A 22,882-nucleotide genomic window follows, 5' to 3' on the forward strand; every position below is an offset into this window, starting at 1 on the left:
TCTTTTTTTATGTTGTTGGGGGCGGGGTGGCGAAATTTTTTTAGTTTTCCGCGAAATTCTAGCGAAAGTCCGCGAAATCATTCTTAAAATCAGCGAAATTATGGGCGAAATCCGCGAAATTAATTTAAGAAATCTCCAAAAGTAAAAAAACAAGAGATTGTCTTAATAAAATCTCTTGTTTTTCCTCTTATATAAATTCGCAAATTCTCTGTATTTTGTACCAACTCACCAGGCAGCAATGGCCCCGTCGGTCCGCGCTTCTGTCCCACCCATCAGCACACCGGTTTCGGGATCACGCCAAATAATCTGACCACGGCCAAAGCCGCCCGAATCAAGTGCAACTTCCACTTGATGCCCTTTTCGTGCTAGCGCCTGAGCAATGTGATTAGGAAAATGTGATTCAACCTGGACCCTCTTACCCTCAAGCCACTGCCATCTTGGGGCATCCAGCGCTGCCTGCGGGTTTAAACCAAAATCAATTGTATTCATCACCACCTGCATATGACCCTGAGGCTGCATAAATCCCCCCATAACTCCGAAAGGTCCAACAGCCTGATTTCCCTTAGTTAAAAACCCCGGGATAATCGTATGATATGACTTTGCACCAGGTCTTAAAGCATTCGGATGATTACAATCCAACGAGAAATCATAACCGCGGTTTTGCAGGGCGATACCGGTGCCTGGCACCACAATTCCAGAGCCAAATCCCATATAATTACTCTGAATAAACGAAACCATGTTGCCTTCTCCATCTGCTGTCGCGAGGTAGATGGTTCCTCCACGCGGCGGCTGGTATGGGAGCGGCTCAATGGCATTTTCGGTTATTTCCCGTCGTCTCTCTTCCCCATATGCATCGCAAAGAACGTCGTCTACTTTTATTTTCATATGAACAGGGTCGGTAATACAGGCCTTTCCGTCAGTAAAAGCAAGCTTCATCGCCTCAATCTGCTTGTGGTAAGTATCGACGGTTTCTTTTTCAGTAAAATGAAAGCCTTTGACAATGTTCAGCCCGAGCAGTGCTATCAAACCTTGCCCATTTGGCGGTATTTCCCATACATCGTAGCCCCGGTAGTTCACTTTAATTGGGGCTACCCATTCCGCCCTGTAGGCCGCTAAATCTTCTTTGGAAAGGAACCCACCGAAGCGTTCGGAAAAGGCAGCAATCTTATCCGCAAGTGCACCTCGATAGAAACTCTCTGACCCTGTTTCAGCAATTTCGCTTAAAGTAGCAGCATGTGCCGGTGAACGCCACATCTCCCCTATCCTAGGAGCTCGTCCGTTTGGGGCAAACGTTTCAAACCATGGCTGGAATTCATCACCGATAAGATTTTGCTTAAATCGATTATAGGCATAACCCCAGTATTTTCCGAGTATCGGCGTTAACGGATAGCCTTTTTCCGCGTATTCAATTGCTGGTTGTAAGATTTCTTTAAATGAAAGATGGCCAAATTTTTTCGACATTTCCGCCCAACCGGATGGTGCTCCCGGTACCGTTACCGGAATCAGGCCGTAAGCAGGAATTTTTTCAAAGCCCCTCGACTTAACCGCCTCGATGGATAATTTTTGCGGTGCAGGACCGCTGGCATTTAGTCCAAACAGCTTTCCCTTGGTCCAAATTAAAGCAAAAGCATCCCCGCCAATTCCGTTTGAGGTCGGTTCAAGCACGGTTAAAGCGGCGGCAGCTGCGATAGCCGCATCGATGGCATTTCCTCCCTTTTTAAGAATATCAAGACCAGCCTGGGCAGCAAGGGGCTGCGATGTGGCAACCATTCCGTTTCTGGCGAACACAGTGGTACGCTGTGAAGGATAAGGATTATAGTGAAAATCAAAATTCATGAAGTTACCCACTTTCTAGTAATCTTATTTTTATTATAAAAAAGATTCAGAAAGTGGTATATCAAATTTTTACAGTAAAAAACACCGCCCCAATAAGGGCGGCGTTTTCTGAGTTTTGTTATTGTGCTTCAATTAAGCCGTAGCGGCCGTCTTTACGCTTGTAAACAACGTTTGTACGGTTTGTATCGGAATTTGTAAATACAAAGAAGCTGTGGCCCAGCATGTTCATTTGCAGGATGGCTTCTTCGCTGTCCATTGGCTTCAGGTCGAAGCGCTTCGTACGGACTAACTCTAAATCATCATCGTCATGAACTTCTGTCGTTGTATTTGTTGTTAATTGGAAAGGCTCAACACCTTTTTCACGGAACTTGCGGTTTACTTTTGTTTTATGTTTACGGATTTGACGCTCTAGTTTGTCAGAAATCAAGTCAATCCCTGCATACATATCGGTGTTGGTTTCTTCAGCACGCAACACTAAATTTTGCAGCGGGATGGTAACCTCTACTTTAGATGTTTTATCTGGATTGAATCTTAGATTCACATTTACTTTTGCATCGGGTGCTTCAGTAAAATAACGCTCCAATTTAGAGATTTTCTTTTCTACATACTCTCTGATTGCTGGAGTTACCTCAATGTTTTCACCACGTACGTTATAATTCATCTGTGGACTCCTCCTTTTTTAAGGCTATGTATTTACATTTCTATTTTACCCTATGATTCTCCTGCTAACTCAAGCAAAATTAGTCGATTTAATGACAAAAACATTGGGCAAATAGTGACAATGCCTGACATAACCCTTGTTTTGAGAAGATGAAGAAATTGTTTTCTTCTCCTTTATTTTAATATTATGTGGGACAACTTTCCAGTAAAATGCTCATGGAATAAGGTAAATATGAATGACGAAAAGGAGGGCCCATAATGACACAAGAAGAGAGAAAATTACTCGCCTGGCATGAGACGTTGGAACTGCATGAAATGGTTGCTTTCCAATCGACCGGGTTAATGAAATTAAAGATGTCCATTAATAAGGTAACAGATCATGAGCTCAAGGAACTTTACCGAAAGTGCATTAACGACCTTGAAGGCAATTTGAAAGAGCTGCTTAAATTTTACCCTCAAGCCCCAGGGTATCAAGCGCGTGAGGATGATGAGCGGGAAGATTTAGGCTTTTTTGCCGCCGATCTCCTTGCCCTTTCCAAGACATTGGTACGCAATCTCGCTGGAGCCATCACTGAAACCGCGACACCTACTTTACGCCATGTGTTTACCAGACAGCTCCAAGGGGCCATCCATGGCCACGAGCGCATCTTTACCTACATGCACAAACACGGCTACTACCCTGCCTATGATCTAGGCAAGCTGTTAGGACATGACATCGAGAATGCTAATAAAGCTCTAAGAATGAAGTACTAGGACGGATAACAGGCTCCGGCATTAGAAGCTGCAGCTTATTGTAGCTGACAGTCTTTTTGGTGCCTGACACCACTCGTGGACATTTGTCCACCCTGCATGGACACTCTTCCAGATATTGTGTCCTTCCAAGGTGGACAAATTGGGGTGTTTATCTTTTTGTGGTGCCTGACACCATTTTACATTTTTTACCTTGCTACCGTAATTGATTCTATGTTTATGGCGCCAGCCTGTTTTAGTAGCTTGGCTGCGTGTCTGAGGGTGGAGCCGGTGGTATAGATGTCGTCGATCAGTACGATTCGTTTTCCTTCAATGTCTGCTTCGGGTGTGAGATTGAATACTTGCGGGAGATGGATGCGTTCGCTTCGTGACTTTTTGGATTGTTTTTCCGAATGGACACGGGTGAGGATTGAGGCCGCGGGCAGGTCGGCTTCCCGTAGCAGTGCCGCGGCCTGATTGAACCCCCGCTCATATAACCGCTCTTCGCTCAACGGGATGGGGACAAATAAATCAGCTTTCATATTTGCCGCCAATACTTTTACATACATGGCAAACACCTTCGCCAGCACATAATCCCCCCTAAATTTAAACTTCGCAATGACCTCTTTTAAAAAATCATAATAAAGGAATAGCGAAGTGTTTTTCGTCAAATATCCTCGCCATTCTTCATCCCCCTCCCAGCGAAAACAGTCATGGCACAAATCATCATCGCGAAACTTTGCATCTAACAAATGTAAGGGCCGATTGCAGATCCGGCATGTTTCGCCGTCAATTTTTTCAAACTTCCGTTCACATTCTACACAAATCAGTTGTTCTTTCTCCACAGAAAAAAGCGCCCGCCAGCCAACATCTGGCAGGATTATTTCATGACAGATAAGACAGTGGTTTTGCTGGAATAAGTTCATTTTAATATCGCCTTCTTTGATTTGCGGATATCTTGCTTAAAATCGCGGATATTCCCCATCGAAACAAGGAAAAGTGACTCCGATTCGCGGATATTTCCGGAAAATTCGCGGATAAACTATTTCATCTTACTATTTCAAAAACCTCAAACATCAATCAGTCCGCGCTTTACCCCTTCTCGATTCATGGAAACAATTTGCCTCCTCGCCCTAAGCATCGCCTCCGTTTTTCCATAATGGAAAAACGTTACCACTCCTTCTGGATAGTCCTTACTCCTCCCTGACCGGCCGGCGATTTGCACCAACGCACTTTCTAAAAAAATGTCATCCTCCGCTCCTACAACCGCAACATCGATATTCGGAAACGTGACACCACGCTCTAATATCGTTGTTGTTAGCAACAACGGGATTTCCTTGGAGCGCATTTTTTGCACCTTCTCTTTTCGCTGCGGGTCTTCGGCATGCACGGCTTGAATATTAGGTGTAAACTGCCTTAGAATCGGAAGGGCTTTTTCCATTAACGGAATATGCGGGAAAAAGACAAGTGCCTGTTTACCATTATTGAGCCGTTCTTTGACCCATTTAAGCACATTCGGAGGAAGCCTGTTTTTTTTGAGCTGCTTTTGCCAGTTGCCGCACCACTGGAATTCCGGGACAGGGAGCGGGTAGCGGTGGAACCTGGCAGGAATGGTGGTAAAAGCTCTTTTACCGGAGTGACATTCTTTCTGCCATTTTGCATTTGGTGTCGCCGTCAGATAAATCATGGCTGACTCCGGTTTTCGCGCCTGAATGGCCGCATGCTGCAGCGCTTCCTCTGCCGTATATGGAAATGCATCGACTTCATCTAAAATAATTGCATCAAATGCATGATAGAAGCGGAGTAGCTGATGGGTGGTGGCAATCGTCAGTGGCGCGAACTTGTGGCGGTCCTTGCTCCCGCCATAAAGGGAAGCTATTTCAATTTGCGGGAATGCCGCCTTAAGACGTGGTGTTAATTCAAGAACAACGTCTGTCCTTGGTGTAGCAATACATAGTCGTTTGTTGGCAGCCAAACCTGCTTCAATTCCCTCGAACAGAACCTCCGTTTTCCCAGCCCCGCATACTGCCCAAACGAGCCATTCTTTATTATGTAGAATGGCATAGGCTACCCGTTGCGATGCTTCCGATTGCCCTTCCGATAATGTCCCCTGCCAGGCCATAATTTGGAGCGGAAGTTCGGTGTCAGGCACCGGTCCTTTCCAGCCGATCAGCGGTGTACATTCGCTGATTCTCCCCATCATGAGACATTTGCGGCAGTAGAAACAGGTTTCACCGCATCTCGCGCACGGAAACGTTTCGAACCATACCGTGTCTTTATTGCCGCATCTTACGCAAAACGGCTTTTTTCCGTCATATTCTATTCCTCTTCGGAAAGTAATATATCCATTGTCATAATGTATCTGGATTTCATCGAGCGGGTATGGGAGGTCGTCGAATAGGAGTTGTTTTCCGCTGAGAAGCCTTTGTAATTCGGGATTAAATTGAAAATTGGAATTAAGCGGCGGTTGAGGGATATCATTGATTTGGGTAATTTTCATCGAGTCTTCTGAAAAGTTTTTGACAGCCTTAATCCTGCCGTTTAGAAGTCGAAATCGCATGGCGGCACCTTCCTTGGCGATAAAAGATAAACACGATTTTTTGTAGTACCTGTTGATGGTAAATGAAGAGAATGAAGCTTTTTTTGGGCAACATGTACGGTTGGAAACAAAAAGAACTGACGGAACTCAGTATTGGTGATGGTTGGCTTATACAAATAAAAATAATCATCCAACGCCTCCGGGAATGTTTCGTCCGATAGGGTTTGGCAGATCGGGCAGCGCCATTTTCCTCTTTCGTACCTCATCGGAATGTGCAAACAAATTGGGCAGAGAACACCGGGGCGGACATCCGTTTTATCAATCTCAAATTCTTTTAAAATATCAATTTCCTTCGGGCAATGCTGAGCGAGTAATAAATTCCCCAACTCCACTAGCGAATTATAGTTTATCTTTGTTTGGTTAAATTGCTTTTCCAAACTATAAATCCTATTAAATATATCTCTAGCCTTGCAAATTTTTTGAGCATCCCTAATGGTGCCGTTGCGGTAAGACTTTAAGTTGGTTTTGTTACTGGCGAAAAAAATCAGATAATCATGTGGGAGCATGTGGAATCCGTTTTTATTGAGCCAATCTCCCAGCAATGACCGATGCCATCTTGCTTGAACGCGAGGGTCCTCAAATACTTCTTCGATCCCATCCTCATTAGGCCGGATCAGCTGGTTAAATTGATCATCAAAATATAGACTACCTTGGATATTTTTTGCTTCAATTGGGAGAATCAGGTTCTGTGATAGAAGAATGTTGTCTATTTGGATGTGGAAACCGTTGTGCTCCAGGTGGAGGTCATGGATGATATGGTATTTATCATTTGGAAGCTGTTTAAGGTATGTACTTAGCATTTGTTCGCCCCAAAATCCTGCCTTTCTTCTCGCCAGACTACTGTCAATTTGAGGATGTTTTTCGTGGCCGGGGATTAATCGACGTTTTAATGCTTTTGTCTTAAGGAGCCTTTGCGGCGGGGTTAATTCTTTCAAGTCCAAAGGAATCATCACACTTTCTGTTTTATGAAAAAAATTCTACAAAATATGCTAAAGTTCCTTCCAGATTGTCTGATTATTTATGGCTATTTTATGACTTTTGAAAGTGGTAAAGATATATTTCGCTGGTTCGGGTTTGGATTTCGCGGGTTTTCAGATTTATTTCGCGGACTTTTTGAATTATTTCGCCGACTTTGCCCATAATTTCGCTGAATTCCTCATTAATTTCGCCAAACCTTTTTAAAGGTACCTCTTCCAGAACGGATCTATCCTAGTTTGAGAACACACCTGGACTTGCTGCTTATACTCAAAACGGATTTCGCGGATTTACATCAGGATTTCGCCGGTTTACGTATTTATTTCGCCGACTTTTGGATTTTTTTCGCCGACTTTGCCCATAATTTCGCCGAATTCCTCATTAATTTCGCCAAACCTTTTATTGTTACCTCTTTTTAGAATGAATCTATCCTAGCTTGGGCGCTCGCCAAGACTAATGCTCAGACTGGATTTCGCGGGTTTTCCGTTTTATTTCGCGATCATTACTACTAATTTCGCCTACTTCTCTATTTTTTTCGCGGACTTAACAATTATTTCGAGGAATTCCTCAATTATTTCGCCAAATTCCGCCCACACCGCACAAAGAACTAAAAAACCATTCCGGCCTAAAGCCGGAATGGTAGCAAACTTCAAAACTAAACATTTATTTTTTCATCCAGCCCATGCCCATGGCGCCTTCGCCGAGGTGGGTGCCGATGACCGCACCAAAATAGCCTATTACAAATTCAACATTTGGATACAACAACGACAGTTCCTGACGCCAGACTTCAGCTTCTTCCTCTCGGTTGGCGTGGATGATGACGGCGCGATACTCCTCGCCCCCCGATACGTCCTCGCCTAATAAATCGGCGATCCTTTTCATGGCCTTTTTACGAGTGCGAATTTTTTCAAACGGGACAATGACTTTATTTTCAAAATGAAGCAGCGGCTTTACCTGCAATAAGCTTCCGATAAACGCGGCTGCGCCGGACAAACGGCCGCCGCGCTGTAAATGGGATAAATCGTCCACCATAAAATAGGCGCGGGCTGATTTCTTCAACTCTTCTAAACGGGCCATGATCGCTTCCGCCCCCTCACCGCGGGAAGCCCATTCGGCTGCCTCAAGCGCATAGAAGCCCTGAACCATACAGCTAATTTCAGAGTCAAAAGCATACACCTTAATGCCGTCGACCATCGTGCCGGCACTTACCGCTCCTTGAAACGTGCCACTGATGCCGCTAGAAAGGTGGATGCTGATGACCGCATCATAATCCTTTGAAAGCTTCTCAAATAACTCAACAAATTTGCCGATAGGCGGCTGGGAAGTGGTCGGCAGTTCCTTTGTCCTGACTTCTCCATAGAACTGCGGCCACGTAATATCAATTTCTTCTTGATAGACCTCGTTTCCAAAAATCACATTCAACGGGATCATATGTATATTCCATTTTTCACGTATTTCTTTCGGAATGTACGCGGTACTATCGGTTACAATTGCCGTTTTCATATCGCTAACCATCCTTGTCTATTTCAACTAATAATCTGCATGTTTAATATTCTATCTGAAACAAAGGCAAATTGCATTATTTATCCTTAAAATGCGATTTTTACAAAAAAATTCAACAATAAAAAGAGCACGCATATTAAAGCCTGCGTGCTCTTCTTAAAAAGCTAACCTATCGTACTTCGACCCAGCCATTTTTGATAGCCGACACAACAGCTTGGGTACGGTCGTTTACATTCATTTTTTGCAAGATGTTGCTGACGTGGTTTTTCACCGTTTTTTCACTGATATATAGCGCCTCGCCGATTCCGCGGTTGCTTTTTCCGTCTGCCAGCATTTGCAGAACTTCACACTCACGACGTGTTAAGAGATGCAGCGGGCGGCGGATATCAGATGCTGGAATATACGAACCGCCGCGGGCAACACCGGCCACAAGCTTGCGATATTCGTTGACCAAATTATGGGTCACTTTTGGATGCAGGTAAGAACCGCCGTCTGCGACAACACGCACAGCATCGATTAAGGCATCCGCATCCATTTCTTTTAATAAATACCCCATTGCACCTGTTTGGAGTGCATGTGTGACATAGTTTTCATCATCGTGGATTGATAAGATGATGACTTTTGTTTTCGGATACTTTTCAATTAGTTCCCGTGTTGCTTCGACACCGTTCATTTGCGGCATGTTAATATCCATGATCACGACATCCGGACGATGCTCTTCGACAATGGCCAAAGCCTCTGTACCGTCATCACCTTCTGCAACAACTTGGAACGATTTTTCAAACTCTAATATCCTTTTAACACCTTCTCTAAATAGTTGGTGGTCATCGATAATCGCAATTTTTGTAGTCATTCTTGTACCCTCCTGACAGTTCACTTATAAAAATTTCACTAAATTTCGGCGAATGGCCGCCACTAAAAATACACTAGTTGATTAATGGGACACGAATGAATATCTCAGTTCCCTTACCAATTTTTGAGTCAAAAGTAATTTCACCATTAAGCAGGTCGACACGTTCCTTCATCCCAATGATTCCAAACGAGTCCGGCTTCTTCTTGTTTAAATCGAAACCGACTCCATTGTCTTTAATTAAGACAGCAACCGCTGTATTACTTATTTCCAGTCTTACTTTAATCTGGCAGGCATTGGCATGTTTCAAGGCATTTTGGACCGACTCCTGAATCATTCGGAAAAGGGCGACTTCATACTTTGTAGGCAGCCTGTTTTCCAGTCCAATATTTTCAAAATCAATGCGCGACTGATTATGATATTCTTCAATGGTCCGCAAATATTTTCTAAGAGTAGGGACAAGCCCTAAATCATCCAGCGCCATCGGCCGTAGATCATAAATAATCCGACGGACTTCGTAAAGCGCGGAACGCACCATTTTTTTGAAGCTCTGAATCTCATTTAATGTCGCTTCCGGACCATCTTCGCGGTAAACACGATCAATTAAATCTGAACGGACAATGACATTTGCCAGCATTTGCGCAGGACCATCATGAATTTCCCGCGAAAGCCGTTTTCGCTCTTCTTCTTGGGCCTCGATAATTTTTAAGCCAAAATCCTGTTTTGCCTTTGCATTCTCGTATGCCTCGCCGAAATATTTCAAATCACTTTGTAAATAATTCATGACAACGGAAATTTGCGAAATGAGCTGATCAGCCCGTTCAATGGTTTCACTTAGACCAATAAGTCTATGCTCAAGGTCATTACTTTTCTCCAGCAGCTGTTTTTTGAACTGCCAGTTAATCGATAGATCCATTTGCAGCTGGTGTGCCTTTTCGTACGCGACTCGAACCTCTTCCTCACTGAAGTTTTTAAAATCCCTGCTCACTTGTGACAGCCTGTTTCGTGCCTGATTCACCTGTGTTTGCAGCTGCCCCTCTTCTTCCATAAGCTTGGCCATCGTCTGCTTAATTTCAGCTAATTCATTTTTCAGTTTTTCATAATCTTGGCGGCATTGTTCACTAATAAGGAAAATGTCACTTTTACTGCATGTTACAGTTTCAATCATTTCCTCACGAATCTCATCAATAGATTTAATCTTTATTTGTTCTAATTTCATTTCCATTACCTCCAGGGGCGTATTTTCCCCATTGGCTCAATAACATATTTTACCTGTATATGCAGCGTATACCAATAATTTTGCTCAGCTCAATCACTCAGAAAGCCCTCAAACCTTAGAAAACATAGTATAATAAAAAAATATTGCTGGTTTTAATTACTTAATTAACCCCATTTTATTTAGTTATTATATCATTCGAACTTTACACCTATATTAAAGGTATATTTCATTATTTTTTAAAAAAAATTTCAAGACTTTTGACTCACAAGCTTTTTAAAAAAATAAATGTGGGTTGGGAACGCTGTTGTAGCACTTCCCATTCACATAAAAAGGAAGGAACTTTAGATGTTATCTCATTACTATACAGTTAAAGAATACGGTGAACATGAAATCATTATTCAGAAATCACGATTCATTGCCCACGTTAAGCGTGTCGAAACCGAGGCAGCAGCACAAGAGTTTATCCAGGAAATTAAGAAAAAGCATTGGAATGCCACCCATAATTGCTCAGCTTACTTAATTGGTGAGCACGACCAAATCCAAAAGGCCAATGATGACGGCGAACCAAGCGGCACGGCGGGTGTACCGATCCTTGAGGTATTAAAAAAGCGAAACCTGAAGGATACCGTTGTGGTTGTTACCCGTTATTTCGGCGGGATTAAGTTAGGTGCCGGCGGTCTGATTCGCGCTTATGGCAAATCAACCTCTGAGGGTCTTGATGCTGTCGGAATTGTCGAAAGAAAATTAACGCAGGTTGTTCATGTCAAAATCGACTATACATGGCTTGGGAAAATTGAGAAAGAACTTAGGGCATCTGAGCATAAAATCAAAGAAATTCTTTATCTGGATACAGTTGAAATTGAAACATTCGTCAATGATCATCTGGTTGAGAGCTTTCGGGACTGGATGATTGAGCTAACCAACGGGCAATGTACACTGCAGCAAGGCGAAACCGTTTATTTAGAAGAATCCATTAGTTAGTAACGGCATTATCTTTGAGAATGATTATATTTCCACTTGAAGAAAAATACAATTGGGAAAATAGTCGAGCTTTTCTGTTCAATTAGTAAATTATTGCCTTTAAAAAATAATATTTTACCAATCTGGCAATCTATTATAAAATAAAGATTGGCTTATCATTTTAGCCATGATTCGACACCTTTTTATCAAGGAGGAAATGTATGTCTATCAATAGACAATCCTATATACAAACTCAGAAGAAGAAAAAAAGACGATTGAAGCGCTGGGTCTGGTTGGTCGCTCCGATTTTAATATTACTTTTAGGAGCGGGAGTCTATGCCGGCACATTGTACAAAAAAGCAGAATCTGTGATGAATAAATCCTATAAACCAATCGAACGCGAGACAGCGAGGGTAAAGCCGCTGACCATTGATAAGACTTCGATTTTGTTTATTGGGGTCGATGACAGCGACAAGCGAAAGAAGAATGGACCCGCCCGCTCAGACGCACTGATGCTGGCTACTTTCAATAAAGCTGATAAATCGGTCAAGCTGCTCAGCATTCCGCGTGACTCTTACGTTCACATTCCGGAAAAGGATATTTATACAAAAATTAATCATGCCCATGCCTATGGCGGTGTGAAGCTGACGCTTGAAACAGTAGAAGAGTTGCTTGATGTTCCAGTAGATTATTATGTAAAAATGAATTTCAATGCATTTATCGATGTTGTTAATGCACTTGACGGAATTACAGTTGACGTTCCATATACTTTCTCTGAACAAGACTCGAAGGACCGTGCCAAAGCAATTACGCTCGAAAAAGGTGAACAGCATTTAGATGGTGAACAAGCCCTTGCGTTTGCCCGTACAAGGAAAAAGGACAGCGATATTCAAAGGGGCGAAAGACAGCAGCAAATTATGAAGGCCGTCATCTCAAAGGCTGCCTCTGTAAAGTCGCTTGGAAATTACACAGGTGTCATGGAAGCGGTTGGGAAAAACATGGAGACAGATTTAACATTTGACCAAATGAAATCATTTTTAGGCTATCTGCAAGCAGGCAACAACTTAAATATTGAAACACTTAGCCTTGCCGGTGAAGATTCTTATATCAACCGCGTTTACTATTACCAATTAGATCAGACAAAATTAGAAGAAACAAAGAAAGTCTTGCAGGATCATTTACATGTAACGAGCGAGACAGCTGAAGTTGCAAACTAACCCGGAGAATTATTCTCCGGGTTTTTCATTTTGTCATCTCCTACTAACCTACCTTTATCTTAAATTATTCACAATTGAATAATAAATGCAGAAATGAATTTCAATTACAAAATACATTTCTCTGAAATTTGCAATTTACCTAATATTATTAAAATTTTATAAATTGGCACAATATTTGCAACAGTAGGGTATCTCTACTATTTTAAGGAGGCTCAAAAAATGCAAAAAAATCCGAACAAAAAAATGGTAGAATCCACGCGGAAACATCATGATAGTGATGCTGCGCAACTGGCATCGCTTGGATATGAATCTGAATTCCGCCGCGACATGAGCCCATGGGCAAACTTCTCGCTTGGGTTTACTTATCTTTCTCCTGTTGTAGGTGTGTACACGCTATTTGTATTCGCACTTGCACAGGGCGGCCCGCCAATGATCTGGAGTATTATCATCTGTGGCCTAGGACAATTACTAGTCGCACTTGTTTTTAGTGAAGTTGTGGCACAATTCCCTGTTGCAGGAGGAGTTTATCCTTGGGCCCGAAGATTATGGGGGCGGAAGTTTGCGTGGATGACTGGCTGGGTTTATTTAATCGCTTTGTTTGTAACGATTTCAAGTGTCGTTTATGGAGCTGGACCATTTCTGGCGCAGATTTTGGGGTTTGATGTATCAGTAAACACGACCATTCTTTGTGCAATAATCATTCTTGTACTATCGACAATCATTAATTTTCTTGGCACAAAGGTTCTTGCAGCTGCAGCTGTTATTGGTTTTGCCGCTGAGCTTATTGGTGCCCTTGTAGTTGGAGTTTGGTTACTTGCCACACAAAGACATCACGGTCTTGGCGTGCTCTTTGATTCTTTTGGTGCAGGGAGCAGTCATAGCTACTTTTATGCATTTGCAGCAGCTGGATTAATTGGAACTTTTCTATTTTTTGGATTCGAAGCATGTGGTGATGTTGCGGAAGAAGTACCCAATCCAGGTGCGTTAATCCCAAAGGCAATGCGCCGAACGATTTACATTGGCGGTGCTGCCGCAGTTTTTGTCAGCCTTGCATTAGTACTTTCCGTTACAGATATTCCAGCAGTTATCGCTGGTAAGGACGTCACCCCTGTTGATACAGTACTGAGGGGAGCGTTTGGTGTTTTTGGTGCGAAGATTGTACTGGGTATTGTATTGATTTCTTTCCTTTCATGTGCAATAAGTTTACAGGCGGCAGCCAGCAGACTTGCCTATTCTTATGGGCGTGATGACATGATTGTAGGAAGCAGGCTCTTAAAAAAGTTCTCATCTGCTAATCATATTCCACCTTATGCGCTACTTCTTGCAGCTATTATTCCAGCAATCATTGTCCTAGGATCGAAAGTGTCTGAGGATGCGCTCACAAAGATCATAAGTTTTGCGTCACTTGGCATATATATTGGATTCCAAATGGTTGTCCTTGCTGCACTTCGAGCTAGACTAAAAGGATGGAAGCCAAGTGGTAAGTATCAATTGGGCAAGTGGGGGGTGCCAGTTAATATTGGTGCACTTAGCTACGGAATAATTGCAATAGTCAACATGTGTTGGCCAAGAACACCGGATGCACCTTGGTATGATAACTATATCGTGCTTGTTTCAGGAATTGTAGTTATAGTTTTTGGTTTACTGTATATGATGATTCATCGCAGCTACGGTCATAGCAATATGCCGTATGATGATGCGATACCGAAAGAATATATCTCAACGCAAAAAAAAGCACAATAACGAAATTGAATTGGGGCCCAAATTAATCTTGCTCTAGAACCAACAGCCGGGTTTAAGTAATATAATAAAAACCGATAAGAAGCAGAAGAACCGTCCCTTTGCTTCTTATCGGTTTTTTAGCATACCCATGATGCGTAATAATGGTCGATAGTTTTTATTTATTAGGCCGATGTTTTCGACGAATAGTTCGATGGCTATGAGCAGGATGATAATAAATAGAATAGAGCCCCAAACCGTTGTCATTGTGAAAATAAAGGCTGCAAGTCCGAACATGGCACTCATCGCATAAATCAGCAGTACCGTTTCACGGTGTGTGTAGCCAAGTTTTAAGATACAGTGGTGAAGATGGGATTTATCCGGAGCTGATAGTGGATTTTTATTATACAGCCGGCGGATAATCGCAAAAAACGTATCTGAAATTGGTACACCCAAGATAATAATCGGTACGACGAAAGAGATGACTGCAATGTTTTTAAAACCAAGTAACGATAATACAGAAATCATATACCCTAAAAACAGGGCTCCAGAATCACCCATGAAAATCTTGGCGGGGTGGAAATTATATTTTAAGAATCCTAACGTACTCGCGGTAAGAATGACTCCCATGGCAACAACGTAAGTATTTCCCATCACGACCGCCATACCGGTAATCGTTACTAATGCGATCGAAGAAACACCAGCTGCCAAACCATCAAGTCCGTCAATTAAATTAATGGCATTGGTAATACCGACGATCCAAAGCACTGTAATTGGGATAGTAAAGATGCCGAATTCGATCCGCCCGTTAAAAGGCAGATTAATGAAATCCACATCTACCCCGCCCCAAAGAGCAACAACTAAGGCAGCGGCTATTTGTAAAACCAGCTTAATCCGAGCTGAAAGATCAAAAATATCATCAAGTACGCCGGTAACGAGAATAATGACACCGCCAGCCACAATGGCTGCATGAGCTGTAGGATAAGGGCTTTCAGGCTGCAAAATCAAGATTCCTAACAGGAAGCTTAGATATATGGCCAAGCCGCCTAACCGGGGCATAATCTTTTGATGTACCTTGCGATGATTAGGTTTGTCCGTAGCTCCTACCTTAAAAGCAAGTTTTTTTACAACCGGAGTCATAAGAATGGAGCATAAAAAACATAATATAAAGGTCAGGTACAGCATGTAGACCCTCCTTATGGATAGAATGCCCCTCTAAGATTATTTAGAAACAGGCACATATTTCTAAACACAACGCATTCATTATAGCACAGATTATTTACTTAGAATACATAAGAACTTAACAAAAGATTTACAATTTAAATAAAATGTTACTGTTATGTTTCGCTGGTCCAACAAATTCGACGAAAGTTTTCTTAAAAGGTTTCAATTTGTTTTCCCCGACATTTTTATTTTAAACATTTCACCTAAAAATCGAGGCAGTGCCAGCATTCTCTTCCATCGTGTCGGCTGCAGCACCAATCGATAAAACCATTCCAAATTCAGTCTACGCCAGAACAGCGGAGCCCTCTTTACCTCACCCGCCAGCACATCAATACTTCCTCCGACTCCAATAAACAAGCCTTTTGAAAAATGCGGCAGATTTTGAACAATCCATTTCTCCTGCCTTGGAAAGCCCAAAGCAACAAACACAATATCAGGGTTCCCGGCTTTAATTTCATCCGTAACCGTACCATCCTTCCAATCAAAAAAACCATGATGACTTCCAACAATTTGCAGCTGCGGGTAGCGGCTGGCGATATTGGCAACAGCTTTTTTATTCGTCTCTTCCTTTCCACCCAACAAATAAATCCGCCACTTTTTTTCATTTCCAAGCTCAAGGAGCCGTACCATCAAGTCGAATCCAGCAACTCGTTCCTGAATCGGAGTATTTAAGATTTTGGAGGCGATCACAATTCCGATGCCATCAGGAACTACCATGTCAGCAGATTGGACAATCGCTTTGTAATCAGGATGCTCATGTGCATACATTGCGATTTCCGGATTAGCGGTAACTACGAAGGATTTTCTTTTACTTTCTACACTGTCGGCAAGTATATCGACTACTTCGTGAAATGGTTTATTTATAAAATCAATTCCTAGTATAGATACGTGATTTTCTGTCATATTCCAAAATCCTCATTTTCGTTATTAACTTTAGCATGTCCAAAAAGAAAACCTAAATTGGCGGTACCACAGATGCCCATTTAGGTATTTTTAGGAAGCGGCCAATAATGGCCGCATTATTTAAATTGTGGCAAGACCTCTTTGTTTTAACATAACTTGTTTTCGGAATGCTTTTTGTTCTTCTTTAGTCATTGACTTATATTTTTTCAAGAACTTTTCATATTCCGGGATAACTTCTTTTACCGTACCGTAATCTTTTATTTCGCCATACTCAAGCCAGATGGCTTTATCACAAAATTCCTTTATCTGTCCCATGGAATGGCTGACAAAGAAAATGGTTTTTCCCTGTTCTTTAAACTCAAACATCTTATTCTTAGATTTCTGCGCAAAAACTTGGTCACCTACTGACAATGCTTCGTCAATAATCAGAATGTCGGGATTAACGGTGACAGAGATGGCAAAACCAAGGCGCGACTTCATCCCGCTTGAATATTTTTTTACTGGTTGATCAATAAAATCTTCAATATCAGCAAAATCAATAATTTCCGATTCCATTTCTTCAATTTCCTTCTTTTTAAAGCCAAGCATTAAACATTTTAGTTCAATGTTTTCTCGTCCAGTTAATTGATTATTAAGTCCCGAGGAAATTGCAATGATCGAAGTTTGCCCTATCGTTTCTACTGTACCTTCAGAAGGAGGAATAACGCCCGCAATAATATTCGAAAGCGTTGATTTCCCCGAACCATTTACTCCTACAAATCCAATTACGTCCCCTTTATGAGCAGTAAATGAAATATTTTGCAAAGCAAAGAAATCTTCTCCATAGCCACCTGGCAATATTAAGTCCAATAACTTCTCAGTAGGCTTTTTATGCATTTTATATCTCTTATAAACATTTTTTACAATTACGGATTCACTCATTAGGAATCACCTCAAACATTAGTTAGGCATATATTTCATTCTTACCTATACCTAATATCTTTATAAATAGTCTACAAAACGATCTCTAAATTTTAAATGTAATACTGAGCCAATTAAGAAAAAGACTAAGGTTATTCCCCAGAAATACAGTGTTAAGGATGAGTTTTCCCATATATACCATGAGGTACCCAATAATGACGCCCTATAACCCTCAATAATATAATAAAAGGGGTTTAATTTTAGAACAAAAGTAAAATCAATATTTTTTAATACTAATTTATCGGTATGCCAAAGAAGCGGTGATAAGTAGAGCAACATTCTTAATACCGACTGAATAATTTGCTGAACATCTCTCACAATGGTCGACAATGTTGAAGTAATTAGTGAAAGAGCAAGCAAAAAAATTAGGGTTGCCAGCATAAAATATGGTAGCTGGACAAAGTATACCGATATTTTAAAACGAGTAAATTGCAAAATGATTGTAACTACAGCAACAAGCATTAAATGCGAATAAAAATTTGCCATAATAACAAATGAAGGAATCGCACTCATCGGAAAACTCATTTTTGCTATCATTTGCAATCTGGAATAAATCGCCTTTGATGCTTTAGGAATGGTGGGGTTTATAAAGAACCATACAACCATTCCTGATACCATCCAAATAAAAAAAGGTACATGAATATCGTTACCCATAATTATATCTTTATTTTTACGCATGCCAACCCCAAATACAAGCCAATAGATTCCAAGTTGAATCATAGGGTTTAATAATTCCCACAATCTCCCTAAATAGTTATTAGTATTGGCACTTTTCATTTCAAATGCTGATAACCTTAAGATCAAGTAAAAGGAGGTGATTTGCTCCTTTATAATGGTGATCATTGACTTCATTTAGACTGTCCTTCCTTTAACAAGTGTAACCCTGTTCATTATACATTAATTCCCCAAAATGAACATAATAAAAACAAAACTTCGGGCAATAAATTGCCACGAAGCTACATTTTAACTGTTTAACTCATTTTGAAAGGAATAATAGCGCTTTTATTCGTAAACATATAACAAATTAAGTTTGCACTGGATTCACCCGTAGAGTACTTATTCCATTGTTCAGCATAATAATCCACTACATTTAAGTCAAAACTATTTTGTTTAATTAATTCAATAATCTCATCTGTATGCTCAACTATTGGCCCAGGCAAATTTTGTTCGAATTCAGTCAAAACTCCACGTTTCTTTTTGTATTCCTTTAAATCATAAGTAAAAAATATCATTGGTCTTCGTAATAGAGAATATTCAAATGGAATCGAGGAATAATCAGTAATTAAAATGTCAGCCGCAATCAGTAGATCATTTATTTCGTATTTATCAGAAGAAAAATCATACAAGAATCCATTAGCAATTTTAAAATTTAACAAATTCTTTTGTACTACTGGATGCAGCCGCAACATTAATATATATTCATTTCCCAGTTCACGTTGCATTTTTTCAACATCAAGCCGAAGTGAAAAATTATTTAATTCATCCTCACGATAAGTGGGAGCATATAAAATTACTTTCTTCCCTCTCAATTCGGGATATTTAGATATCAATTTTTCTAAAACCGTTTGCTTTGCTTCTTCATTATAAAAAAAATCAGTTCTTGGGATGCCAGTCCTAAGTATATTCCCATCTTTAAGATTGAACGACTTTATAAATACATCAGCCATTACATCTGAACCGACGATCACTTTATGAAAATTACGATATACTTGCAAAAAGCGCTTATTAGCACGTTTACTTCGATTTTTAATAGACTCATCTTCTAGGCCAAACTTCTTCAACGCGCCAGAGGCATGCCATAACTGAATACATTCAACATTAGCTTTAAACTGAACAGACGCTAAAAATCCGAAATAGTTATCGATTAAAACATGACGCGAAGTGGCTAAATGATAAACTGACTTTATCCAGCTAAGGATACAAAGTGTCTCAAACGGAATTGTTTTCATACCTTGGTAATGTTTAAATTTATTTATGCTATTTCCTTTACAAAGCAAGATTATTTCGGATGAAATATTATGCTTTTGCATTTCCTCCAAGACATACTGGCTGTTATCACCAAAACTGATAACAAAAGTTGTTTTGTCTTCTTTAAGTGGCAAGAGATTGAAAAAGAAAAAAACACACTTAAAGACAAACAAATACAAAGAAATGGCTAGTTCTCTAGCCATTCTTTACCACGTTTAAGTCGTTTTTTATTTTTGAAGTGGAAATGCCGATAGTTCTTGGTAAGTATACAACTTCACAATATTCTTTAAGGAAATCGAATTTACCTTTCCAATCATCTCCCATGACAAAAATATCAACATCATGTTTAATGACATCTTGGATTTTTTGGTCCCATGTATTTTCAGGAATCACTTCATCCACATATCGAATCGATTCCAAAATCATTTTTCGATTTTCAAAGCTGTGGTAAGCCTGCTTATTTTTCCCTTTGTTAAATTCATCAGTGGAAAGACCCACAATGAGATAATCACCTAAATCTTTTGCACGACGTAGTAAATTGATATGTCCAAAATGGAGTAAATCAAATGTTCCATAAGTTAGCACCTTTTTCATAAGAGATAATCCTCCTGATTTTATTGTTGGAAAATGAATTATTTTTTATTCAATAAAAGTCGAATTCTGTAAACTACACCATATCATTATAAAACTACGAAACTTAAATTTCAACCAAAAACTTTTCCATATATTATCCAATTAAACAAAGAGGCTGACTTTTAGTAAGTCAGCCACAGGACTATTGTAGTTCTTTCACAATATATAATGCACTTACCCAGCCGGTTTTACCATCTGCTAAGTTAACCTGATACCATTTTTTCGATGGATCCATGATTAATTTATTATTTTCGTCCAATGTCAATGAAATAAACTGATGTAATTTAAATTTACCGATGATGTTTACATTAGATGTAGTATCAGTCGTTGAACGAACATTTAAGGTAGTTGCATCAATAACTCTTCCAAGGTTAAGTACAGAAATATATTTGTCATATTGTGAAAAACTTATATTACTAAGTGTGGACTGTTTGTCATTAAACAGCACTTTTACTTTATAATCATTTGTCTTTTCAAGCAGAGTAAAAATAGTTTTTGTTTTTATATCGTTCGATAAGTCCTTTTTTGCCAGCACTTGAATTCCTTCAGGAAATTGATCGCCCCCGTCCGGAATTCCAGGAATGGAAAAATAATTTGAATCAATCTTGGAGTTTTCATACTCTTTTTTATTAAATGCCATGATTTTTTGCATGTGCTTGGCAATGCCATTTCCCCAATTTGGGTCACTTGCATACCAAAAGTTCATCCCAATACTCTTGCTTTCTACTCTTTTTCCATTCGCATCATTTGTCCGATAGCCAAGCATTGCCCCTTCAAAATGCTTGCCGTATGGATTTAAATAATCAGCTTTCATTTTTTGGGCAACATAATTAATGCATGCTTCAACTGATGAAAAACGGTAAGCCCCTACGAATGGGGTTGCATCATACGCACCATAACCAAACAGGTTATTTTTCCCTAATGATATGTTGGATGTACCAAAGCCGGATTCATGGATGGCATGTGCTGCTAAGTACAAGGCGTTCACCCCATATCGATTTCCTGCATCGATAAAAGCTTGGCCTTTATTAAGTAATACACTTGTTGCACTAAGTTTCTTATAGTTTGCCGTATTTCTATAATTGGCAGCAATATAAGCATTAATTTGCTGAGCTGTTACAGTTGATTTAGTTCTTAAGTCAATAAACCTGTAATCAGTTAATTCATATTCCTTTAAATAGCTGGAGTAGACATAGCCAGTTAGTCCTTTATAAGTTACTTGATACCATTCATCATTTAATCTTTCTAATGAAGTAACCGTAGTTCCCTTAGGAATCGTAATTAAAGGTGGAGTACCTTCTCCTGATTTACGCAAATTCAAATCTGCAGTTACCAAATAGGTCTTCTCTTCAGTGGGAGCAGCTTGTGTATTCTCCGCTGGTTTTTCCATAGGTTTTTCTACAATCTCTTCAGATGGTTTTTCCACAGGTCCCTCTTCTATTTTAGGTGCGATTTGAAGATTAGACAGAGAAACATAACCTGTTTTCCCTTTATAGGTAACAGCAGCCCAATCTCCAATACTTTTCGTTGTAGAAATAATCGTACCTTTTGGAAGCTGTACTACCTTTGTAAATACAGTTCCATAGGATGAATAAACATATGTACTAACTTTAACCTGATAATTTATTTTAGCAAAGGATTTAACGGAAGCTTTACTTACATCACCACTATACACATAATAAGATTTGCCATTATAAGATACCTTATACCAGATCTGCCCGATACTATTAATAACTTTTTGGTTAGAATACATTCCATTTTTGCTTGGAATTGTAACCATTGCCTTTTTTGTTTTTGGTGCTGAATAAAGTTTTGTTGAATTCTTCGTAAAATAATAAGTGCCAAGTGTATTGGTGTACTGGTTGTATTCCCTTAAATAGTCACCGCTGACCCAGCCGGTTTTGCTCGTCTTCTTTCCATTAGAAGTATAGGAATAAGTAACCTTATACCAATTACCTGATTTACTGTTTGCAGTAACAACTTTCCCTTTTTTTATGGTTATAATGATTTTTTCTTTTGTACTTGTTCCAGCCCGCAAATTTACATTTTCAGAGGTAACAAAATTTGTTTTGGTATATGGAGTTGTCTTTGTCACTAAAGTTTTAGTTTCGGTGGCTGACTGTTTTTTTAAATAGTCACCGCTGACCCAACCCGTTTTGCTAATTTTCTTACCTTTAGAAGTATAAGAATAAGTAACCTTATACCACTTCCCCGTTTTGTCTGTAGCAATCACAGGTGATCCTCTTTTAATGGTTAGAATAACTTTTTCCTTGGTGCTCGCTCCAGACCGTAAATTCACATTGGCTGTCGTAAGAAAGTTAGTTTTGGCTATCGAAAGCGTCTTTGTTACCGATGATTTTGTAATCCCGGAGAACTTCTGTTTTAAATATGTCCCGCTCACCCAGCCTGTTTTCGTAACATTTTTTCCTTTTGACTTGTATGTATAGGAAACTTTATACCAACTGCCTAGTTTTTGTGATGAAGTAACTGTTTTTCCTTTTGGAATTGTAATGATGGTCTTAGTCTTTGTATTTGAACCTGTCCGTAAATTTAAATTTGCGGTTGTTTGATAGGAGGTTTTACTAAACTTAACTAAACTGGCAGCTTCCGCATAATGTATGTTATTGGATAGAAGCGGTATCGTCGTACTAGTACTTAAACTTCCAAATAACAAACCAGTTGAAAGAACCACCACTACTTTCCCCATTTTTTTCAATGAATCCACGTCCTTTTCTCTTTACAAAAATAATTGCAAAATTCTATAATTCTAGTAATCTTTTAATCGAAGAAACTCGAATTATCTCTTATTATCCTGTATTATGAATAATTATTAAATACTTTCTTGTAAATTGTTACATCAAAATGCAAAAATAGTCATATTTCCTTAAAAAATGTTTAAAAAAAGTAAACCCGAAAATCATCGTTAT

General features: G+C 39.9%; 18 protein-coding genes and 1 pseudogene. 4 read left to right on the plus strand and 15 right to left on the minus strand.

Annotated features, from left to right (window positions below; genetic code table 11):
• Positions 1 to 225 precede the first annotated feature (225 nt).
• Both A6749_RS07740 and hpf read right to left on the minus strand, forming a co-directional pair.
• On the minus strand, positions 226 to 1,836 hold the full coding sequence (locus A6749_RS07740; RefSeq protein WP_066387480.1) for a gamma-glutamyltransferase family protein: 1,611 nt from the start codon (positions 1,834 to 1,836) through the stop codon (positions 226 to 228).
• Between the two features lie 118 nt (positions 1,837 to 1,954).
• A complete protein-coding gene (hpf, locus tag A6749_RS07745; protein ID WP_066387482.1) occupies positions 1,955 to 2,497 on the minus strand; it encodes a ribosome hibernation-promoting factor, HPF/YfiA family in 543 nt (180 codons plus the stop codon).
• A 257-nt stretch (positions 2,498 to 2,754) separates the two neighbouring features.
• Between hpf and A6749_RS07750 the strand changes: the two genes are divergently transcribed.
• A complete protein-coding gene (locus A6749_RS07750; RefSeq protein WP_066387484.1) occupies positions 2,755 to 3,249 on the plus strand; it encodes a spore coat protein in 495 nt (164 codons plus the stop codon).
• A gap of 185 nt (positions 3,250 to 3,434) precedes the next feature.
• Here the strand turns inward: A6749_RS07750 and A6749_RS07755 are convergent, their stop codons facing one another.
• The 6 genes from A6749_RS07755 to A6749_RS07780 form a co-directional block, all read right to left on the minus strand.
• On the minus strand, positions 3,435 to 4,151 hold the full coding sequence (locus A6749_RS07755; RefSeq protein ID WP_066387488.1) for a ComF family protein: 717 nt from the start codon (positions 4,149 to 4,151) through the stop codon (positions 3,435 to 3,437).
• A 143-nt stretch (positions 4,152 to 4,294) separates the two neighbouring features.
• Positions 4,295 to 5,785, minus strand: coding sequence for an ATP-dependent helicase ComFA (locus A6749_RS07760; protein ID WP_084797696.1), 1,491 nt, complete (start codon positions 5,783 to 5,785; stop codon positions 4,295 to 4,297).
• Complete coding sequence (locus tag A6749_RS07765) at positions 5,767 to 6,765, minus strand: nuclease-related domain-containing protein (protein ID WP_161487120.1); 999 nt, start codon at positions 6,763 to 6,765, stop codon at positions 5,767 to 5,769. Before A6749_RS07765 ends, A6749_RS07760 begins: the two co-directional genes overlap by 19 nt.
• 697 nt (positions 6,766 to 7,462) lie before the next feature.
• On the minus strand, positions 7,463 to 8,302 hold the full coding sequence (locus A6749_RS07770; protein WP_066387494.1) for a DegV family protein: 840 nt from the start codon (positions 8,300 to 8,302) through the stop codon (positions 7,463 to 7,465).
• A gap of 169 nt (positions 8,303 to 8,471) precedes the next feature.
• Positions 8,472 to 9,155, minus strand: a complete 684-nt coding sequence (locus A6749_RS07775; RefSeq protein WP_066387496.1) for a response regulator transcription factor — start codon at positions 9,153 to 9,155, stop codon at positions 8,472 to 8,474.
• A 73-nt stretch (positions 9,156 to 9,228) separates the two neighbouring features.
• Positions 9,229 to 10,371 carry a sensor histidine kinase gene (locus A6749_RS07780; protein WP_066387499.1) on the minus strand — a complete coding sequence of 381 codons (1,143 nt, stop codon included), beginning with the start codon at positions 10,369 to 10,371 and terminating at the stop codon, positions 9,229 to 9,231.
• 345 nt (positions 10,372 to 10,716) lie between these two features.
• Here A6749_RS07780 and A6749_RS07785 point away from each other — a divergent pair, with 345 nt between their 5' ends.
• The 3 genes from A6749_RS07785 to A6749_RS07795 all read left to right on the plus strand — a co-directional run bounded on the left by A6749_RS07785 (position 10,717) and on the right by A6749_RS07795 (position 14,291).
• Complete coding sequence (locus A6749_RS07785) at positions 10,717 to 11,352, plus strand: YigZ family protein (RefSeq protein ID WP_066387506.1); 636 nt, start codon at positions 10,717 to 10,719, stop codon at positions 11,350 to 11,352.
• A gap of 200 nt (positions 11,353 to 11,552) precedes the next feature.
• Complete coding sequence (locus A6749_RS07790; protein WP_066387509.1) at positions 11,553 to 12,548, plus strand: LCP family protein; 996 nt, start codon at positions 11,553 to 11,555, stop codon at positions 12,546 to 12,548.
• A 219-nt stretch (positions 12,549 to 12,767) separates the two neighbouring features.
• Positions 12,768 to 14,291, plus strand: a complete 1,524-nt coding sequence (locus A6749_RS07795) for an APC family permease (RefSeq protein ID WP_127488660.1) — start codon at positions 12,768 to 12,770, stop codon at positions 14,289 to 14,291.
• A 105-nt stretch (positions 14,292 to 14,396) separates the two neighbouring features.
• Here A6749_RS07795 and A6749_RS07800 read toward each other — a convergent pair whose 3' ends face one another.
• The 7 genes and pseudogenes from A6749_RS07800 to A6749_RS07830 all read right to left on the minus strand — a co-directional run bounded on the left by A6749_RS07800 (position 14,397) and on the right by A6749_RS07830 (position 22,680).
• The gene (locus A6749_RS07800) at positions 14,397 to 15,452 is read right to left on the minus strand and encodes a glycosyltransferase family 4 protein (RefSeq protein WP_066387515.1); all 1,056 of its coding nucleotides are present in this window, start codon (positions 15,450 to 15,452) and stop codon (positions 14,397 to 14,399) included.
• A gap of 201 nt (positions 15,453 to 15,653) precedes the next feature.
• Positions 15,654 to 16,394 (minus strand): WecB/TagA/CpsF family glycosyltransferase, encoded by a 741-nt coding sequence (locus tag A6749_RS07805; RefSeq protein WP_066387520.1) that lies wholly within the window; start codon positions 16,392 to 16,394, stop codon positions 15,654 to 15,656.
• Positions 16,395 to 16,529: 135 nt separating this feature from the next.
• Positions 16,530 to 17,315, minus strand: a pseudogene (tagH, locus tag A6749_RS07810) (teichoic acids export ABC transporter ATP-binding subunit TagH); the annotation flags it as partial.
• Between the two features lie 60 nt (positions 17,316 to 17,375).
• Entirely contained in the window at positions 17,376 to 18,206 is an 831-nt protein-coding gene (locus A6749_RS07815; RefSeq protein ID WP_066387542.1) for an ABC transporter permease, read from the minus strand.
• Between the two features lie 119 nt (positions 18,207 to 18,325).
• Positions 18,326 to 19,525 (minus strand): CDP-glycerol glycerophosphotransferase family protein, encoded by a 1,200-nt coding sequence (locus A6749_RS07820; protein ID WP_066387550.1) that lies wholly within the window; start codon positions 19,523 to 19,525, stop codon positions 18,326 to 18,328.
• Positions 19,518 to 19,916, minus strand: coding sequence for a glycerol-3-phosphate cytidylyltransferase (gene tagD / locus A6749_RS07825; RefSeq protein WP_066387552.1), 399 nt, complete (start codon positions 19,914 to 19,916; stop codon positions 19,518 to 19,520). Before tagD ends, A6749_RS07820 begins: the two co-directional genes overlap by 8 nt.
• 181 nt (positions 19,917 to 20,097) lie before the next feature.
• Positions 20,098 to 22,680, minus strand: a complete 2,583-nt coding sequence (locus tag A6749_RS07830) for an SH3 domain-containing protein (protein WP_236719629.1) — start codon at positions 22,678 to 22,680, stop codon at positions 20,098 to 20,100.
• Positions 22,681 to 22,882 lie beyond the last annotated feature (202 nt).

Origin of the sequence: Neobacillus mesonae (assembly GCF_001636315.1) — a bacterium.
GTDB classification, from domain to species: domain Bacteria; phylum Bacillota; class Bacilli; order Bacillales; family Cytobacillaceae; genus Neobacillus; species Neobacillus mesonae.

Bases quoted from the DNA above. Each gene is read 5' to 3' on its own strand.
- tagD (WP_066387552.1), bottom strand. From the start codon at position 19,916: ATGAAAAAGGTGCTAACTTATGGAACATTTGATTTACTCCATTTTGGA.
- A6749_RS07775 (WP_066387496.1), bottom strand. From the start codon at position 9,155: ATGACTACAAAAATTGCGATTATCGATGACCACCAACTATTTAGAGAA.
- A6749_RS07740 (WP_066387480.1), bottom strand. From the start codon at position 1,836: ATGAATTTTGATTTTCACTATAATCCTTATCCTTCACAGCGTACCACT.
- A6749_RS07800 (WP_066387515.1), bottom strand. From the start codon at position 15,452: ATGCTGTACCTGACCTTTATATTATGTTTTTTATGCTCCATTCTTATG.
- A6749_RS07770 (WP_066387494.1), bottom strand. From the start codon at position 8,302: ATGAAAACGGCAATTGTAACCGATAGTACCGCGTACATTCCGAAAGAA.
- A6749_RS07755 (WP_066387488.1), bottom strand. From the start codon at position 4,151: ATGAACTTATTCCAGCAAAACCACTGTCTTATCTGTCATGAAATAATC.
- A6749_RS07820 (WP_066387550.1), bottom strand. From the start codon at position 19,525: ATGGCTAGAGAACTAGCCATTTCTTTGTATTTGTTTGTCTTTAAGTGT.
- A6749_RS07760 (WP_084797696.1), bottom strand. From the start codon at position 5,785: ATGCGATTTCGACTTCTAAACGGCAGGATTAAGGCTGTCAAAAACTTT.
- A6749_RS07750 (WP_066387484.1), top strand. From the start codon at position 2,755: ATGACACAAGAAGAGAGAAAATTACTCGCCTGGCATGAGACGTTGGAA.
- A6749_RS07780 (WP_066387499.1), bottom strand. From the start codon at position 10,371: ATGAAATTAGAACAAATAAAGATTAAATCTATTGATGAGATTCGTGAG.
- A6749_RS07785 (WP_066387506.1), top strand. From the start codon at position 10,717: ATGTTATCTCATTACTATACAGTTAAAGAATACGGTGAACATGAAATC.
- A6749_RS07805 (WP_066387520.1), bottom strand. From the start codon at position 16,394: ATGACAGAAAATCACGTATCTATACTAGGAATTGATTTTATAAATAAA.
- A6749_RS07795 (WP_127488660.1), top strand. From the start codon at position 12,768: ATGCAAAAAAATCCGAACAAAAAAATGGTAGAATCCACGCGGAAACAT.
- hpf (WP_066387482.1), bottom strand. From the start codon at position 2,497: ATGAATTATAACGTACGTGGTGAAAACATTGAGGTAACTCCAGCAATC.
- A6749_RS07790 (WP_066387509.1), top strand. From the start codon at position 11,553: ATGTCTATCAATAGACAATCCTATATACAAACTCAGAAGAAGAAAAAA.
- A6749_RS07815 (WP_066387542.1), bottom strand. From the start codon at position 18,206: ATGAAGTCAATGATCACCATTATAAAGGAGCAAATCACCTCCTTTTAC.